Consider the following 14,669-nt stretch of genomic DNA (forward strand, 5'->3'; position numbering starts at 1 on the left):
CAGGCCAGCGTCTGGCGCCGGAATGCTGAGAACGTATGAAGATCCTGACCGGGCGCGTGCTGCAAAACGGCTTGATGGCGGTGTTTTTACTGGCGCTGCTGTTGACCGCAATTCGGCTGTGGCCGCATCCGCCCCTGTGGCAGGGGCTGCCGCAGTCTTCCGTTTATTACGACAGGCACGGCGCGCTGCTGCGCATTACGCTGGCCAACGACGATCGCTACCGGCTGTGGACCCCGCTGGAGCAAGTGTCGCCGCTGGCGGTGCGCGGGTTGCTGCTGCACGAAGATCGTTGGTTCTACTATAACCCCGGCTTTAACCCCGTCAGCCTGATGCGCGGTTTCTGGCGCAGCTATGTCGCCGGCGGCAAAATGCAGGGCGGTTCGACCATCAGCATGCAGCTGGCGCGGATGCGCTGGCATCTCAATACCCGTACGCCGGGCGGCAAGATGTTGCAGGTGCTGCGTGCGGTGCAGCTGGAACTGAGCTACTCCAAGCGCGATATCCTGGAAGCCTATTTGAATTACGCGCCCTACGGTCGCAACATTGAAAGCATCGGCGCCGCCAGCCTGATCTATTTCGCCAAGCCGCCGCGGGAGTTGACTCTGCCGGAGGCGCTGACGCTGGCGGTCTTGCCGCAGTCACCCAGCTACCGTCTGGAGCCGAAAACCGGCGTGCTCGGCGCGGCGTTGACGCAGGCGCGCAATCGTCTGTTCCAGCGTTGGCAGCGGGTTTACCCCACCGACGCCAGCCAGCAAACGCTGTTCCGCCTGCCGTTGGCGCTGCGGCAGCCTGAACAAGTGCCTTATATCGCACCGCACTTTATCGAACAGCTGCGCCTGCAGACGCAGCAACTGGTGCAGCGCGATACCCGCGTAGACACGACGCTGGACGCCGGGCTGCAGCGGCTGGTCGAACGGCAGGTCAACGCCTTTATCGCCCGCAACCGCAGCCGTGGCATCCAAAACGCCGCGGTGCTGCTGGTGGACAGCCGCGATATGGGGGTGCGCGCGCTGGTGGGCTCGGCGGACTATTACAATCGTCCGATCCAGGGGCAGGTGAACGGCACCAACGCCAAGCGTTCGCCGGGATCGACGCTGAAGCCGTTCATCTACGCGCTGGGCATGGAGCAGGGCGTGCTGCATCCGATGACCATTCTGAAAGACGTGCCTTCGTCGTTCGGCGCCTATGCGCCGGAAAATTTCGACCGGCGTTTTCTCGGCCCGGTGACCGCCACCGACGCGCTGAATTTCAGCCGTAACATCCCGGCGGTCTATGTCGCCTCACAGCTGCGTCAGCCGACCTTTTATCAGTTTTTGCGCCTGACCGGCGTCGCCAATATGGCCAATGAGAGCCACTACGGACTGTCGCTGGTGCTGGGCGGCGGCGAGGTGACGGCGCAGGAGCTGGCGAAGCTGTACGCGTTGCTGGCGAACCGCGGCGAGCTGCGGCCGCTGCGATTGCGGCTGAACGAGGGTGAACCGAGGCCGGTGCGGCTGTTGAGCGAGGAGGCCAGTTTCATCACGCTGGATATGCTGCGCCAGCACCGGCGGCCGGGCGATACGCTGGCGCAGCGTTCTTCGTCGTTGCCGGTGTACTGGAAGACCGGCACTTCATGGGGCTTTCGCGACGCCTGGAGCGTCGGGATTTTCGGCCCTTACGTGCTGGTGGTGTGGGAAGGCAACTTCGATGGGCGCGGCAACAATGCGTTGGTCGGCGCCGAGGCGGCCGCGCCGCTGTTTTTCAATATCATCGACAGCGTCAACGCCAGCTATCCCGCCCTGCGGGAACCGAAACATCCGTTCCCCAAGCGGCTGCGGCGGGTAGACATCTGTCTCGCCAGCGGCGATCTGCCGACGCCGTGGTGCCAGCAAAAGGGCAAGACCTGGTTCATTCCCGGCAAGTCGCCGATCAAGGTAGACAGCGTCTACCGGCCGGTGGTGCTGGATATTCACAGCGGCGAGGTTGTTTGCCCGCCGTATGACGCGGCGCAGACCCGCACCGAAATTTTTGAATTCTGGCCTTCCGATTTGGCCAACGTGTTCGCCCAGGCCGGGCTGCCGAAGCGGGCGCCGCCGGTCAATCGCTGCAAGGACAACGGCATCGCCGTCGGCGGCAACGCGCCGCGTATCACCTCGCCGTTGAAAAACACCACTTATACCCTGCGCCAGTCGCAGCAGGGACGGGACAAAATCGCCTTCAATGCGGTGACGGACGCCGACAGCAAGACGGTGTACTGGTTCGTCGACGATATCTATCTCGGCAGCAGCGCCAGCAAAAAACCGATCGACTGGCGGCCGATCAACAACGGGCGCTACCGCATTCGGGCGGTGGACGATCGCGGCCGGGCCGATACGCGCCTGGTGACCATCGAATGGGTGAACTAGCGTTGCGTCCCATGCCTGTTATACTCGCGCCCGAAACGGCTATTGACCTGGGAATGCGATGTGATTGAGATTTTGTATCAGGATGAACACCTGGTGGCGGTGAACAAACCGTCGGGCTGGTTGGTGCACCGCAGTTGGCTGGACCGTCATGAAACTCGCTTTATGATGCAGACGGTGCGCGATCAGCTCGGGAAGCACGTCTTTACCGTGCACCGTCTCGATCGTCCGACGTCCGGCGTGCTGCTGATGGCGCTCTCCAGCGAGGTGGCGCGCCTGCTGTCGCAGCAGTTCGAGCAGCATCAGGTGCAGAAAACCTACCATGCGGTGGTGCGCGGTTACGTGCAGGATGGGGCGACCCTCGACTACCCGCTGACGGCGGAGCTGGATAAAATCGCCGATAAACATGCCGATGCCGACAAGGGGCCGCAGCCGGCCGTGACGCACTACCGGCCGTTGGCGCAGGTAGAGATGCCGGTGGCCGTCGGCCGCTACGACAGCGCGCGTTACAGTCTGGTGGGACTGCAGCCGGAAACCGGCCGCAAACATCAGCTGCGGCGCCATATGGCGCACCTGCGCCACCCGATCATCGGCGACAGCAAGCACGGCGATCTGCGGCAGAATCGCGGGATGGCGCAGCATTTCGGTTGCCCGCGCCTGATGCTGCACGCCAGCCATCTGCAGCTGACGCACCCGGTGACCGGCGAGCCGCTGCAGGTAACGGCGCGCTGGGACGAGGCCTGGCAAGGGGTGATGGCGCAGTTCGGCTGGGCAGGGGTATTCCCTGAACTTGCCGGGGTTGAGTTTAACGCGGCTAACGGTCAGGATAGCTGACAATTTTTAAAGGTAATGAAGGGAGTAGGAGCCATGGCTCAGGTTGGTATCTTCGTGGGAACGGTCTACGGCAATTCGCTGCTGGTGGCGGAAGAGGCGCAAAACATCCTCAGCGAGCAGGGCCATGAGGTCAAACTGTTCGAAGAGGGCACGCTGGAGGCCTGGCAGTTTTATCGTCAGCACTACGCGCTGGTGATCACCTCCACCACCGGGCAGGGCGATCTGCCGGACAGCATCGCGCCGCTGTTCCACGCTATCCGCGATCAGGTTGGCTATCAGCCGGAGCTGCGCTATGGGCTGATCGCCCTCGGCGACAGCAGCTATGACCACTTCTGCGGCGCCGGGCGCACGTTCGATGCGCTGCTGCAGGAACAGGGCGCCACCCGCGTTGGCGAAGTGCTGGAAATCGATGCGATGGAACAGCCGGAGCCGGAAGTGGCCGCCTGCCCGTGGGTCGAGCAGTGGGGCACGCTGCTACAGTCATAACGTAAAAAGGCGCCGCAAAAGGGCGCCTTAACGATGATGCGGGTCAACCGATCCGCATTATTTGCCGCGGGTGAGTTTTTCCAGATCGGCTTCGATCTCGGCAATCTTGTGCGACACCACGCCTTCGAGATGGCGCAGGTCGTCGAGGATTTTACGCTTCAGATCCACTTCCACCTGATCGCGCTGGCACAGCTGATCCAGCTCGTCGATCACGTAACGCAGGTTCGGGTTGATCTCGTGAATTTCCTTGTAGCCCTGGCCGGCGTTGTCCGCCACCACGGTTTTACGCTGGCGCGGATACTTGAACTTCACGCTCTTGGCGAAGAACTCGCCCTTGTCCTTGCGGAAATAGATCTTGAGGATGTCGTTGTTGGCCTCTTGACGCAGGCTATAGCGATCGACGTCTTCCGGTTGATTGATGCCCAAACTCTTCAAGTTATCGTACATACTGCGCCCTCTTTAGATGTGATCGTTATATTCCACGACTGCGATTATGGCGGAAAGCGAGATCTGCGACTGTGACTGCCAGCGAAACGCAGACAAAAAAATAGCGGGTGAATCACCCGCTATTTCAATTTAGTCGATAGTACGCAATAACTCATTAATGCCGACTTTACCGCGCGTTTTGGCGTCGACTTTCTTGACGATCACCGCGCAGTACAGGCTGTAAGAACCGTCTTTCGACGGCAGGTTGCCGGAAACCACCACCGAGCCCGCCGGCACGCGGCCGTAATGGATTTCGCCGGTCTCGCGGTCATAGATGCGGGTGCTCTGGCCGAGGTAGACGCCCATCGAAATCACCGAGCCTTCTTCCACGATCACGCCTTCCACCACTTCGGAACGCGCGCCGATGAAGCAGTTGTCTTCGATGATGGTCGGATTGGCCTGTAGCGGCTCGAGCACGCCGCCGATGCCGACGCCGCCGGACAGGTGAACGTTTTTGCCGATCTGCGCGCAAGAACCGACGGTGGCCCAGGTGTCGACCATGGTGCCTTCGTCGACGTAGGCGCCGATGTTAACGTAAGACGGCATCAGCACGGTGTTGCGAGCGATGAACGCACCCTGGCGCACGGTGGCCGGCGGCACGACGCGGAAGCCTTCCTTCTGGAAGCGTGCTTCGTCGTAGTCGGCGAATTTCATCGGCACTTTGTCGTAGTAGCGGGTTTCCGCGCCGTCCATCACCTTGTTGTCGTTGATGCGGAAAGAGAGCAGCACGGCTTTCTTCAGCCACTGGTGGGTGACCCATTGACCGTCGATCTTCTCGGCGACGCGCAGGGCGCCGCTGTCCAGCAGGCCGATCACCTGGTTTACCGCTTCGCGCGTTACGGTGTCTACGTTCGCCGGGGTGATGTCCGCACGGCGTTCGAAGGCGCTTTCAATAACGTTCTGTAATTGCTGCATGCTGTTCTCTTTCCTGATGTTGTCGGTAAAAAGTTACTTGTATCACATTTTATCGTTTGGGGTGAGGGCCTCTGTCAACCGTTGCTCCAACTTTCTGCGCGTTTCTTGGTCGAGCGCGCGCCGCTCGCCGTCGGCCAGGATAAACAAATCCTCGACCCGCTCGCCGATGGTGGAAATGCGCGCGCCGTGCAGCGACAGCCCCAGATCGGCGAACACTTCGCCCACCCGCGCCAGCAGGCCGGGTTGGTCGAGCGCGGTCAGCTCCAGGTAGCTGCGGCGATCGGTGTGGGTCGGCAGGAAGGTGACCTCGGTCGGCACGCTGAAGTGGCGCAGCTTGGAAGAGGGGCGGCGCACGCGCGGCGGCTGGTACTCACGCTGGGTGATGGCCTGCAGCAGCGCCTGGCGGATCGCCGCGTGGCGATCCTGCGCCAGCGGGCTGCCGTCCGGCTCCAGCACGATAAAGGTGTCCATCGCCATACCGTCGCGGTTGGTGAAGATCTGGGCGTCGTGCACGCTCAGGTTGCGGCGATCCATCTCCCCGGCGACGGCGGCGAACAGATAAGGACGATCCGGGCTCCAGATGAAGATCTCGGTGCCGCCGCGCGTCGCCTGGCGGCTGACCAGCACCAGCGGCTGGGTGGAATCGTGGGCCAGCAGATGGCGGGCGTGCCAGGCCAGCTGATTCGGCGAGTGGCGCAGGAAATAGTCGGCGCGGCAGCGGCTCCAGATGCGGTGCAGCGCCTCTTCGTCGATGTTGTCCATGCGCAGCAGCGCCAGCGCCTGCAGCCGGTGGTGACGCACGCGTTCGCGCAGATCCGGGCTGTTTTGCATGCCGCGGCGCAGCTGTTTCTCGGTGGCGAAATACAGCTCGCGCAACAGGCTCTGCTTCCAGCTGTTCCACAGGGTTTCGTTGGTGGCGCAGATATCCGCCACCGTCAGGCATACCAGGTAGCGCAGGCGAGTTTCGCTCTGCACTTCGCTGCTGAACTGCTGGATCACCGTCGGATCCTGGATATCGCGGCGCTGCGCGGTGACCGACATCAGCAGGTGGCAGCGCACCAGCCAGGCCACCAGTTGGGTTTCTCGCGAATTGAGGCCGTGCAGCTCGGCGAACTCCACCACGTCCTCCGCGCCGAGGATCGAGTGATCGCCGCCGCGCCCTTTGGCGATATCGTGGAACAAGGCCGCCAGCAGCAGCAGTTCCGGGTGCGGCAGGCGCGGATACAGCTCCACGCACAGCGGATGGCGAGGCCGGGTTTGCGGATCGGCGAAGCTCTCCAGCTTCTGCAGCACCCGGATAGTGTGTTCGTCGACGGTATAGGCGTGGAACAGATCGAACTGCATCTGCCCGACGATCTTGCCCCACTGCGGCATGTAGGCCCACAGCACGCTGTGACGGTGCATCGGCACCAGCGCGCGCGACACCGCGCCGGGATGGCGCAGGATGGCCATGAACAGATCGCGCGCTTCCGGGATGGTGCACAGCGGCTGTTTCAGGTGGCGGCGCGCGTGGCGCAGCTGGCGCACGGTGGTGGAGTAAATGCCTTTGATCTCGCGGTTGCGCACCATCAGGTAGAACATGCGCATGATGGCTTGCGGCTCGCGGATGAACAGCGTTTCGTCACGCAGATCGATCAGATCGCCGCGCAGTTGGAAATCGTCGTTCAGCGGACGCGGTTTTTCGGTGGCGTCCAGCGCCAGGATGGCTTCGTCGAACAGCTGCAGCAGCATGTGGTTCAGCTCGCTGACGCGCCGCGTCATGCGGTAGAAGTCTTTCATCATGCGCTCGACCGGCTCGTTGCCTTCGCCTTCATAGCGCAGCAGCTGCGCGACGCTGAGCTGGCGATCGAACAGCAGACGGTTGTCGTAACGCGGCAGCACCAGGTGCAGCGCAAAGCGGATGCGCCACAGGAAGCTCTGGCATTCGTTCAGCTCGTTGCGTTCGGCCTGGGTGAGAAAGCCGAAGCCGACCATTTCGTCCAGCGAGGTGGCGCCGAAGTGGCGGCGCGCCACCCACAGCAGCGTGTGGATGTCGCGCAGGCCGCCGGGGCTGCTTTTGATATCCGGCTCCAGGTTATAGCTGGTGCCGTGGTAGCGCTGATGACGTTCTTGCTGCTCGTTGATCTTGGCGTGGAAAAACTGCGGCGAAGGCCAAAAGCCGTCGCTGAAGATATGTTTTTGCATCTGCAGGAACAGCGCGACGTCGCCGCAGATCATGCGCGATTCGATCAGGTTGGTGGCCACGGTCAGATCCGCCAGCCCTTCCAGCAGACACTCTTCCAGGGTGCGCACGCTGTGGCCCACTTCCAGCTTGAGATCCCACAGCAGGGTGATGAATTCGCCGACCCGCTGCGACTGTTGCTCCGTCAGCCGGCGCTGGCTGAGCACCAGCACGTCGATATCCGACAGCGGGTGCAGCTCGCCGCGGCCGTAGCCGCCGACCGCCACCAGCGCGGTTTCCGGGATATCTTCAAAGCCGTAGAACGTCCACAGCCGGCGCAGCAGGCGATCGATGAAGTCGCTGCGCGCCGCCACCAGGCTTTCTGCGCTGGAGCCGGCGTCGAACGCCGCCGCCAGCCACAGCTGAAACTGTTCCAGCCGCTGTTTCAGCACCGGGCAGGTGAGCTCGTCGTCGCCGTAGGCGCTGGGGGAGGCGGGCGGCATCGGCACGGCCGGGGCCGCCTGTTGAAGAAGATTGTCAGACATAGTGCGCAGCCCATAAAAAAGGCCGGCATAAGCCGGCCTGGTGATATTCTGCACGCGGCGTTCGCCGCGGTGCTTACATCTCGTGCGTAATGATGTTGGGGATGGTGTCATCCTTGCGCAACGTCATTATCTCGCAGCCGTTATCAGTCACCACAATAGTATGCTCATACTGCGCCGACAAGCTGCGATCTTTGGTTTTTACCGTCCAGCCGTCTTTCATGGTGCGGATGCGGTAGTCGCCGGCGTTGACCATCGGTTCGATGGTGAAGGCCATGCCCGGCTGCAGCACCACGCCGCCGTCGTCCGCGTCATAGTGCAGCACCTGCGGCTCTTCGTGGAACACTTCGCCGATGCCGTGGCCGCAGTACTCGCGCACCACGGAGAACTTCTCGGCTTCGACGAATTGCTGGATAGCCTTGCCCAGGGTGCGCAGACGGATGCCCGGTTTGACCATCTTCAGCGCCAGATACAGGCTTTCCTGAGTAACGCGGCACAGGCGCTCGCCCAGAATGGTCGGTTTGCCGACGATGAACATCTTCGAGGTGTCGCCGTGGAAACCGTCTTTAATCACGGTCACGTCGATGTTGACGATGTCGCCGTCTTTCAGCGTTTTGTCGTCGCTCGGGATGCCGTGGCACACCACTTCGTTCACCGAAATGCACACGGATTTCGGGAAGCCGTGATAGCCGAGGCAGGCGGAAATGGCCTGCTGCTCGTTGGTGATGTACTCGTGACAGATACGGTCCAGCTCGCCGGTGGTCACGCCAGGTTTGACGTGCGGCTCGATGATCTCCAGCACTTCGGCGGCCAGGCGGCCGGCCACGCGCATTTTTTGGATGTCATCAGGTGTTTTAATTGAGATTGCCATGAAATTCGTCCGCAGGTGTCGTTATCGTCGACAATAAGAAGCAGTGACTTATGGTATCAGCCCGGCCGGGGGCTGCCAAATTTCATTTCCTGACGCCCGGCGAAACGCAACAAAAGTTGGTGTCGGCGGCGGGTTTATGGTATAAAGCGCGCCGGCGATCCGTGTCTTGGTTCTTGTGACCTGGCGGGAATGGGCCGAAAATACTTTAACTGCACTCATTTTGTGTAAATAACACACACGTATCGGCACATCCGCCGGGGTGCCCTGAGGTGACTTGTCGCCGCCAGGGTCGGCGTTATGGGATACGTGGAGGCATAACCCCAATTAATCTATAGAGGTTTAATCATGGCAACTGTTTCCATGCGCGACATGCTCAAGGCTGGTGTTCACTTTGGTCACCAGACCCGTTACTGGAACCCGAAAATGAAGCCTTTCATCTTCGGCGCTCGTAACAAGGTTCACATCATCAACCTGGAGCAGACTGTACCAATGTTCAACGCCGCTCTGGCTGAACTGAGCAAGATCTCTTCCCGTAAAGGCAAGATCCTGTTCGTTGGTACCAAACGCGCAGCAAGCGAAGCGGTAAAAGACGCTGCGAACAGCTGTGACCAGTTCTTCGTGAACCACCGCTGGTTGGGTGGCATGCTGACTAACTGGAAAACCGTTCGTCAGTCCATCAAGCGTTTGAAAGATCTGGAAATCCAGTCTCAAGACGGCACCCTGGACAAGCTGACCAAGAAAGAAGCGCTGATGCGCACTCGTGAACTGGCCAAGCTGGAAAACTCCCTGGGCGGTATCAAAGATATGGGCGGTCTGCCAGACGCACTGTTCGTTATCGATGCCGATCACGAGCACATCGCGATCAAAGAAGCCAACAACCTGGGTATCCCGGTATTCTCTATCGTTGATACCAACTCCAACCCAGACGGCGTTGACTTCATCATCCCTGGTAACGACGACGCAATCCGTGCAGTAAACCTGTACCTGACTGCTGTTGCTGCCGCTGTGCGTGAAGGTCGTTCTCAAGATCTGGCCGTTCAGGCGGAAGAAGGCTTCGTAGAAGCTGAATAATAAGGCAAGCTCGTCACTGAGCCCTTATTAACCAGGTATTGACATATGTTGGTTAGGGGGGCCTGTAAAGGCCCCCTTTGCTTATCTGAATGAGAACTGTCTCCACGCGAGATAACCGAGGAAAAATAAATGGCTGATATTACCGCTGCCCTGGTAAAAGAACTGCGCGAGCGTACCGGCGCTGGCATGATGGATTGCAAGAAGGCGCTGGTTGAATCCAACGGCGACATCGAACTGGCAATCGAAAACATGCGTAAGTCCGGTGCGATCAAAGCCGCTAAAAAAGCAGGCAACGTAGCTGCTGACGGCGTGATCAAAACCAAGATCGAAGGCAACTACGGCATCATTCTGGAAGTTAACTGCCAGACTGACTTCGTTGCGAAAGACGCCGGTTTCCAGGCGTTCGCCGACAAAGTGCTGGATGCCGCTATGGCCGGCAAAATCACTGACGTTGACGTGCTGAAAGCACAGTTCGAAGAAGAGCGCGTAGCGCTGGTGGCAAAAATCGGCGAAAACATCAACATTCGTCGCGTTGCTTCCCTGGAAGGCGACGTGCTGGGCAGCTACCTGCACGGCGCGCGCATCGGCGTTCTGGTTGCGGCTAAAGGCGCTGACGAAGAGCTGGTTAAGCAAATCGCAATGCACATTGCGGCGAGCAAGCCAGAGTTCGTGAAGCCAGAAGACGTGTCTGCTGAAGTGGTAGAAAAAGAGTACCAGGTTCAGCTGGACATCGCCATGCAGTCCGGCAAGCCGAAAGAAATCGCAGAGAAAATGGTTGAAGGCCGCATGAAGAAATTCACCGGCGAAGTTTCTCTGACCGGTCAGCCTTTCGTTATGGATCCGAGCAAATCCGTTGCTCAGGTGCTGAAAGAGCACAACGCTGACGTGACCAACTTCATTCGCTTCGAAGTGGGCGAAGGCATCGAGAAAGTCGAAACCGACTTCGCTGCTGAAGTTGCCGCGATGAGCAAACAGTCTTAATGACTGTCGATGGAACCGCCGTCTGGCGGTTCCATACTACCCAGCCAGAATTACACCGGTGGCAGGCCCTGCAGCGTGATGCTCACCTCAGGCGCGTTTCATCGGCTGAAATCCCCAATACTAATACTGCTTCTTAGGACAGAACACCATGGCAACCAATGCAAAACCCGTATATCAGCGTATTCTGCTTAAACTGAGTGGCGAAGCCCTGCAAGGTGCAGAAGGTTTTGGTATCGACGCCAGCGTTTTGGATCGCATGGCTCAGGAAGTGAAAGAGCTGGTCGAACTGGGAATTCAGGTCGGTGTAGTTATTGGCGGCGGGAACTTGTTCCGCGGCGCGGGGCTGGCGCAAGCCGGCATGAACCGCGTAGTGGGCGACCACATGGGAATGCTGGCTACCGTGATGAACGGCCTGGCTATGCGTGATGCACTGCACCGTGCCTATGTGAACGCCCGCCTGATGTCAGCGATCCCGCTGAACGGCGTATGTGATAATTACAGCTGGGCAGAGGCTATCAGCCTGCTGCGCAACAACCGCGTGGTGATCTTCTCCGCCGGTACCGGCAACCCGTTCTTTACCACCGATTCCGCTGCTTGCCTGCGCGGCATCGAGATCGAAGCGGACGTGGTGCTGAAAGCCACCAAAGTGGATGGCGTATACTCCGCCGATCCGGTGAAAAACCCGGATGCGACTCTGTATGAACAATTAACCTATCAGGACGTGCTGGAGCGCGAGCTGAAAGTGATGGATCTGGCGGCGTTTACGCTGGCCCGCGATCACGGTCTGCCGATCCGCGTGTTCAACATGAACAAGCCTGGTGCGCTGCGCCGCGTGGTGATGGGTGAGAACGAAGGTACGCTGATCAGCAAATAAGGCTGTTCACACCTCTTTTTCGGAGCGCGTGACGCCAGACGCCGCGTGCTCTTCGAGTACGATTACGGGCTATACTTGAGTATCGCCTGCCAAGTAACCAGCTTCCAAGGGTTTGCAACGTGACTAATGAAATCAGAAAAGATGCTGATTCACGCATGGAAAAAAGCGTAGAAGCATTCAAAAACCAAATCAGCAAGATCCGTACCGGCCGCGCTTCTCCAAGCATTCTGGATGGCATCATGGTGGAATACTACGGCGCCGCTACGCCGCTGCGTCAGCTGGCCAACGTGACCGTGGAAGACTCCCGCACGCTGAAAATCAACGTATTCGACCGCAGCCTGAGCCAAGCCGTTGAGAAAGCGATCATGAGCTCCGATCTGGGCCTCAACCCGTCTTCCGCCGGTTCTGACATTCGCGTTCCGCTGCCTCCGCTGACCGAAGAACGTCGTAAGGATCTGATCAAGATCGTGCGCGGCGAAGCCGAGCAGGGCCGCGTAGCGGTGCGTAACGTGCGTCGCGACGCCAACGACAAGGTCAAGGCGCTGCTGAAAGATAAAGAGATCAGCGAAGACGAAGAGCGTCGTTCACAAGACGAGATTCAGAAAATGACCGACGCTTACATCAAGCTGGTCGACGCCGCGCTGGCGGAGAAAGAAAAAGAGCTGATGGAATTCTAATCAGCATCGCGCAGAAAAAAAGCGTCGCCTGGGCGGCGCTTTGTTTTTTGTGGCGCAGATCCCGTTTCATCGTACTGAAAGATCATGGACAAGCGGTGTCCAAGGTTCCACACTGGAGCACCTCCGATCTCATCAGACAGTTATTCAGAGTGAACTCATGAAGCAACTGACCATTCTTGGCTCGACCGGCTCGGTAGGGACCAGCACCCTGGCCGTGGTCAGGGCGAATCTCGACCGTTTTGCGATCAAAGCGCTGGTGGCCGGCCGCAACGTTGCGGTCATGGCGCAGCAATGCATGGAATTTCGGCCCGCGTTTGCCGCGATGGCGGATGAAAGCGCCGCGCGCGAGCTGCGCGCTATCCTGGCGGAAAACGGCGTCGCTACCGAAGTGTTGGCCGGGGAACAAGCGGCCTGTGAATTGGCCGCTTTGGATGACGTCGATCAAGTGACGGCGGCCATCGTCGGCGCCGCGGGGCTGTTGCCGACGCTGGCGGCGATCCGCGCGGGCAAGCAGGTGCTGCTGGCCAACAAAGAGTCGCTGGTCACCTGCGGCCGTCTGTTTATGGACGCGGTGCGGCAAAGCCAGGCGCAACTGCTGCCGCTCGACAGCGAGCACAACGCGATTTTTCAGAGTTTGCCTGAGAACATTCAGCGTCAGTTGGGATACTCTTCACTGGACAGTCATGGTGTTTCGCGCATCGTGCTTACCGGTTCCGGCGGCCCGTTCCGCACCACGCCGTTGGAACAGTTCGCCGCGATGACGCCGGATCAAGCCTGCGCCCACCCGAACTGGTCGATGGGCCGCAAGATCTCGGTGGATTCCGCCACCATGATGAACAAAGGTCTGGAATACATTGAGGCCCGCTGGCTGTTTAACGCCTCGGCCGAGCAAATGGAAGTGATCCTGCACCCGCAGTCGGTGATTCACTCGATGGTGCGCTATGCCGACGGCAGCGTGCTGGCGCAGTTGGGAACGCCGGATATGCGCACGCCAATCGCTCACGCGATGGCGTATCCGCAGCGCGTGAATTCCGGTGTGGAAGCGCTGGACTTCTGCCGTATCGGTTCGCTGACCTTCGCCGAACCGGAGCGTGAGCGTTATCCTTGCCTGTATTTGGCGATCGAAGCGTTCGATGCCGGCCAGGCGGCCACCACCGCGCTGAACGCGGCCAACGAAATCGCCGTGGCGGCATTTTTGCAGCAGCAGATTCGCTTTACCGATATCGCGGCGGTCAATCGCCAGGTGGTGGAACGTCTCGCGCTGCAGGAACCGACGAGCATCGAAGCGGTCTTAGACATTGACCGTCAGGCGCGCGCCGCCGCTGAGGAGCGGGTTCGCGCGTTGTGCGGCCGATCACGGTGATTATCCGATTTTGCTCGTAATTCGCGTGCGCCGCAGCGGGGCCGTTTGTTCATGCCCCGCTGAGGTGGTATAGTCTGCGCCACCTGTCAGCGGTTATACCGTTGAATTATGGCCCGATTGGCGCCTTGTGCGTCAATGGCGGCCCGGCTGCGCCGGGTATCGCAAGGGCAGGCTGAAAGCCGTGTCGGGCACACGGCTTTTTTTGCGCGTAAGGGCCTGATGTTCCGGAAAGGCAGTTATATTTCTATTGAGGAAATAAGTACGAGTTATGTCGTCCGCAAACCAACAAGAGGCTAATCCATCTTCCCCGGGGCCGCGCCATGTCGCCATTATCATGGACGGTAACGGACGCTGGGCCAAACGTCAGGGCAAGTTACGTGTCTTCGGTCATAAAGCAGGGGTGAAATCGGTTCGCCGCGCGGTCAGTTTTGCCGCCAGCCACCATTTAGATGCGCTCACGCTTTATGCCTTCAGCAGCGAAAATTGGAACCGTCCGGTGCAGGAAGTCTCTGCCCTGATGGAGCTTTTTGTCCGCGCTTTGGATAGTGAAGTAAAAAGCCTGCATAAACATAACGTCAGGCTGCGAGTGATCGGCGATATCAGCCGATTCAGCGCGCGTTTGCAGGAGCGGATCCGCCGCTCTGAAGCTCTGACGGAAAATAACGATGGCCTGACGCTCAATATCGCTGCCAACTACGGCGGCCGTTGGGATATCATTCAGGGAGTAAGGGAACTGGCTGAACAGGTACGGGTAGGCGAGTTGCACCCGGATCAGATCAGCGAGGAATTATTGAACGAGCGGGTTTGCATGAGCGACCTGGCGCCGGTGGATCTGGTTATCCGCACCGGTGGCGAGCATCGCATCAGTAATTTCCTGCTGTGGCAAATCGCCTATGCTGAACTTTACTTTACTGATGTGCTCTGGCCTGATTTCGATGAACTTGTCTTTGAAGGTGCGCTGAATGCATTTGCACAACGTGAGCGCCGCTTCGGGGGAACAACACCTAACGGCGCCGATGCGTCCTAG

The 14,669-nt window shown here is 59.6% G+C and carries 13 protein-coding genes; 9 read left to right on the plus strand and 4 right to left on the minus strand.

Annotation, left to right across the window (positions count from 1 at the left end):
- The first annotated feature begins 35 nt into the window (after window positions 1-35).
- The 3 genes from pbpC to ACSBQV_RS21165 are packed head-to-tail and all read left to right on the plus strand — an operon-like array spanning window position 36 to window position 3,701.
- Window positions 36-2,384 (plus strand): penicillin-binding protein 1C, encoded by a 2,349-nt coding sequence (gene pbpC, locus ACSBQV_RS21155; RefSeq protein ID WP_099783512.1) that lies wholly within the window; start codon window positions 36-38, stop codon window positions 2,382-2,384.
- A 60-nt stretch (window positions 2,385-2,444) separates the two neighbouring features.
- Window positions 2,445-3,215 (plus strand): tRNA pseudouridine(65) synthase TruC, encoded by a 771-nt coding sequence (gene truC, locus ACSBQV_RS21160; RefSeq protein WP_099783514.1) that lies wholly within the window; start codon window positions 2,445-2,447, stop codon window positions 3,213-3,215.
- Window positions 3,216-3,248: 33 nt separating this feature from the next.
- The gene (locus tag ACSBQV_RS21165; RefSeq protein ID WP_033644870.1) at window positions 3,249-3,701 is read left to right on the plus strand and encodes a flavodoxin; all 453 of its coding nucleotides are present in this window, start codon (window positions 3,249-3,251) and stop codon (window positions 3,699-3,701) included.
- A gap of 57 nt (window positions 3,702-3,758) precedes the next feature.
- Here ACSBQV_RS21165 and ACSBQV_RS21170 read toward each other — a convergent pair whose 3' ends face one another.
- The 4 genes from ACSBQV_RS21170 to map all read right to left on the minus strand — a co-directional run bounded on the left by ACSBQV_RS21170 (window position 3,759) and on the right by map (window position 8,676).
- Window positions 3,759-4,148, minus strand: coding sequence for a DUF3461 family protein (locus ACSBQV_RS21170; protein ID WP_004931929.1), 390 nt, complete (start codon window positions 4,146-4,148; stop codon window positions 3,759-3,761).
- A 129-nt stretch (window positions 4,149-4,277) separates the two neighbouring features.
- A complete protein-coding gene (gene dapD, locus ACSBQV_RS21175) occupies window positions 4,278-5,102 on the minus strand; it encodes a 2,3,4,5-tetrahydropyridine-2,6-dicarboxylate N-succinyltransferase (protein WP_004931932.1) in 825 nt (274 codons plus the stop codon).
- Window positions 5,103-5,144: 42 nt separating this feature from the next.
- Window positions 5,145-7,808 (minus strand): bifunctional uridylyltransferase/uridylyl-removing protein GlnD, encoded by a 2,664-nt coding sequence (glnD, locus tag ACSBQV_RS21180; RefSeq protein ID WP_033652507.1) that lies wholly within the window; start codon window positions 7,806-7,808, stop codon window positions 5,145-5,147.
- 73 nt (window positions 7,809-7,881) lie between these two features.
- A complete protein-coding gene (map, locus tag ACSBQV_RS21185; protein WP_028127527.1) occupies window positions 7,882-8,676 on the minus strand; it encodes a type I methionyl aminopeptidase in 795 nt (264 codons plus the stop codon).
- 345 nt (window positions 8,677-9,021) lie between these two features.
- On the opposite strand from map, the gene rpsB reads away from it, so the two are divergent.
- The 6 genes from rpsB (at window position 9,022) to ispU (ending at window position 14,669) form a co-directional block, all read left to right on the plus strand.
- Window positions 9,022-9,747, plus strand: a complete 726-nt coding sequence (gene rpsB, locus ACSBQV_RS21190) for a 30S ribosomal protein S2 (protein ID WP_016929891.1) — start codon at window positions 9,022-9,024, stop codon at window positions 9,745-9,747.
- A 129-nt stretch (window positions 9,748-9,876) separates the two neighbouring features.
- Window positions 9,877-10,728 carry a translation elongation factor Ts gene (gene tsf, locus ACSBQV_RS21195; protein WP_033644872.1) on the plus strand — a complete coding sequence of 284 codons (852 nt, stop codon included), beginning with the start codon at window positions 9,877-9,879 and terminating at the stop codon, window positions 10,726-10,728.
- Between the two features lie 148 nt (window positions 10,729-10,876).
- A complete protein-coding gene (pyrH, locus tag ACSBQV_RS21200; RefSeq protein ID WP_004931940.1) occupies window positions 10,877-11,602 on the plus strand; it encodes a UMP kinase in 726 nt (241 codons plus the stop codon).
- Between the two features lie 119 nt (window positions 11,603-11,721).
- A complete protein-coding gene (gene frr, locus ACSBQV_RS21205) occupies window positions 11,722-12,279 on the plus strand; it encodes a ribosome recycling factor (protein ID WP_025160240.1) in 558 nt (185 codons plus the stop codon).
- 157 nt (window positions 12,280-12,436) lie between these two features.
- Window positions 12,437-13,642, plus strand: a complete 1,206-nt coding sequence (ispC, locus tag ACSBQV_RS21210; protein WP_046687715.1) for a 1-deoxy-D-xylulose-5-phosphate reductoisomerase — start codon at window positions 12,437-12,439, stop codon at window positions 13,640-13,642.
- 268 nt (window positions 13,643-13,910) lie between these two features.
- Window positions 13,911-14,669: a (2E,6E)-farnesyl-diphosphate-specific ditrans,polycis-undecaprenyl-diphosphate synthase gene (gene ispU, locus ACSBQV_RS21215; RefSeq protein WP_033644874.1), complete on the plus strand. Its 759-nt coding sequence runs from the start codon at window positions 13,911-13,913 to the stop codon at window positions 14,667-14,669.

It is taken from the genome of Serratia sp. B501, from assembly GCF_051172315.1.
In the GTDB taxonomy this organism is placed as follows: domain Bacteria; phylum Pseudomonadota; class Gammaproteobacteria; order Enterobacterales; family Enterobacteriaceae; genus Serratia; species Serratia ureilytica.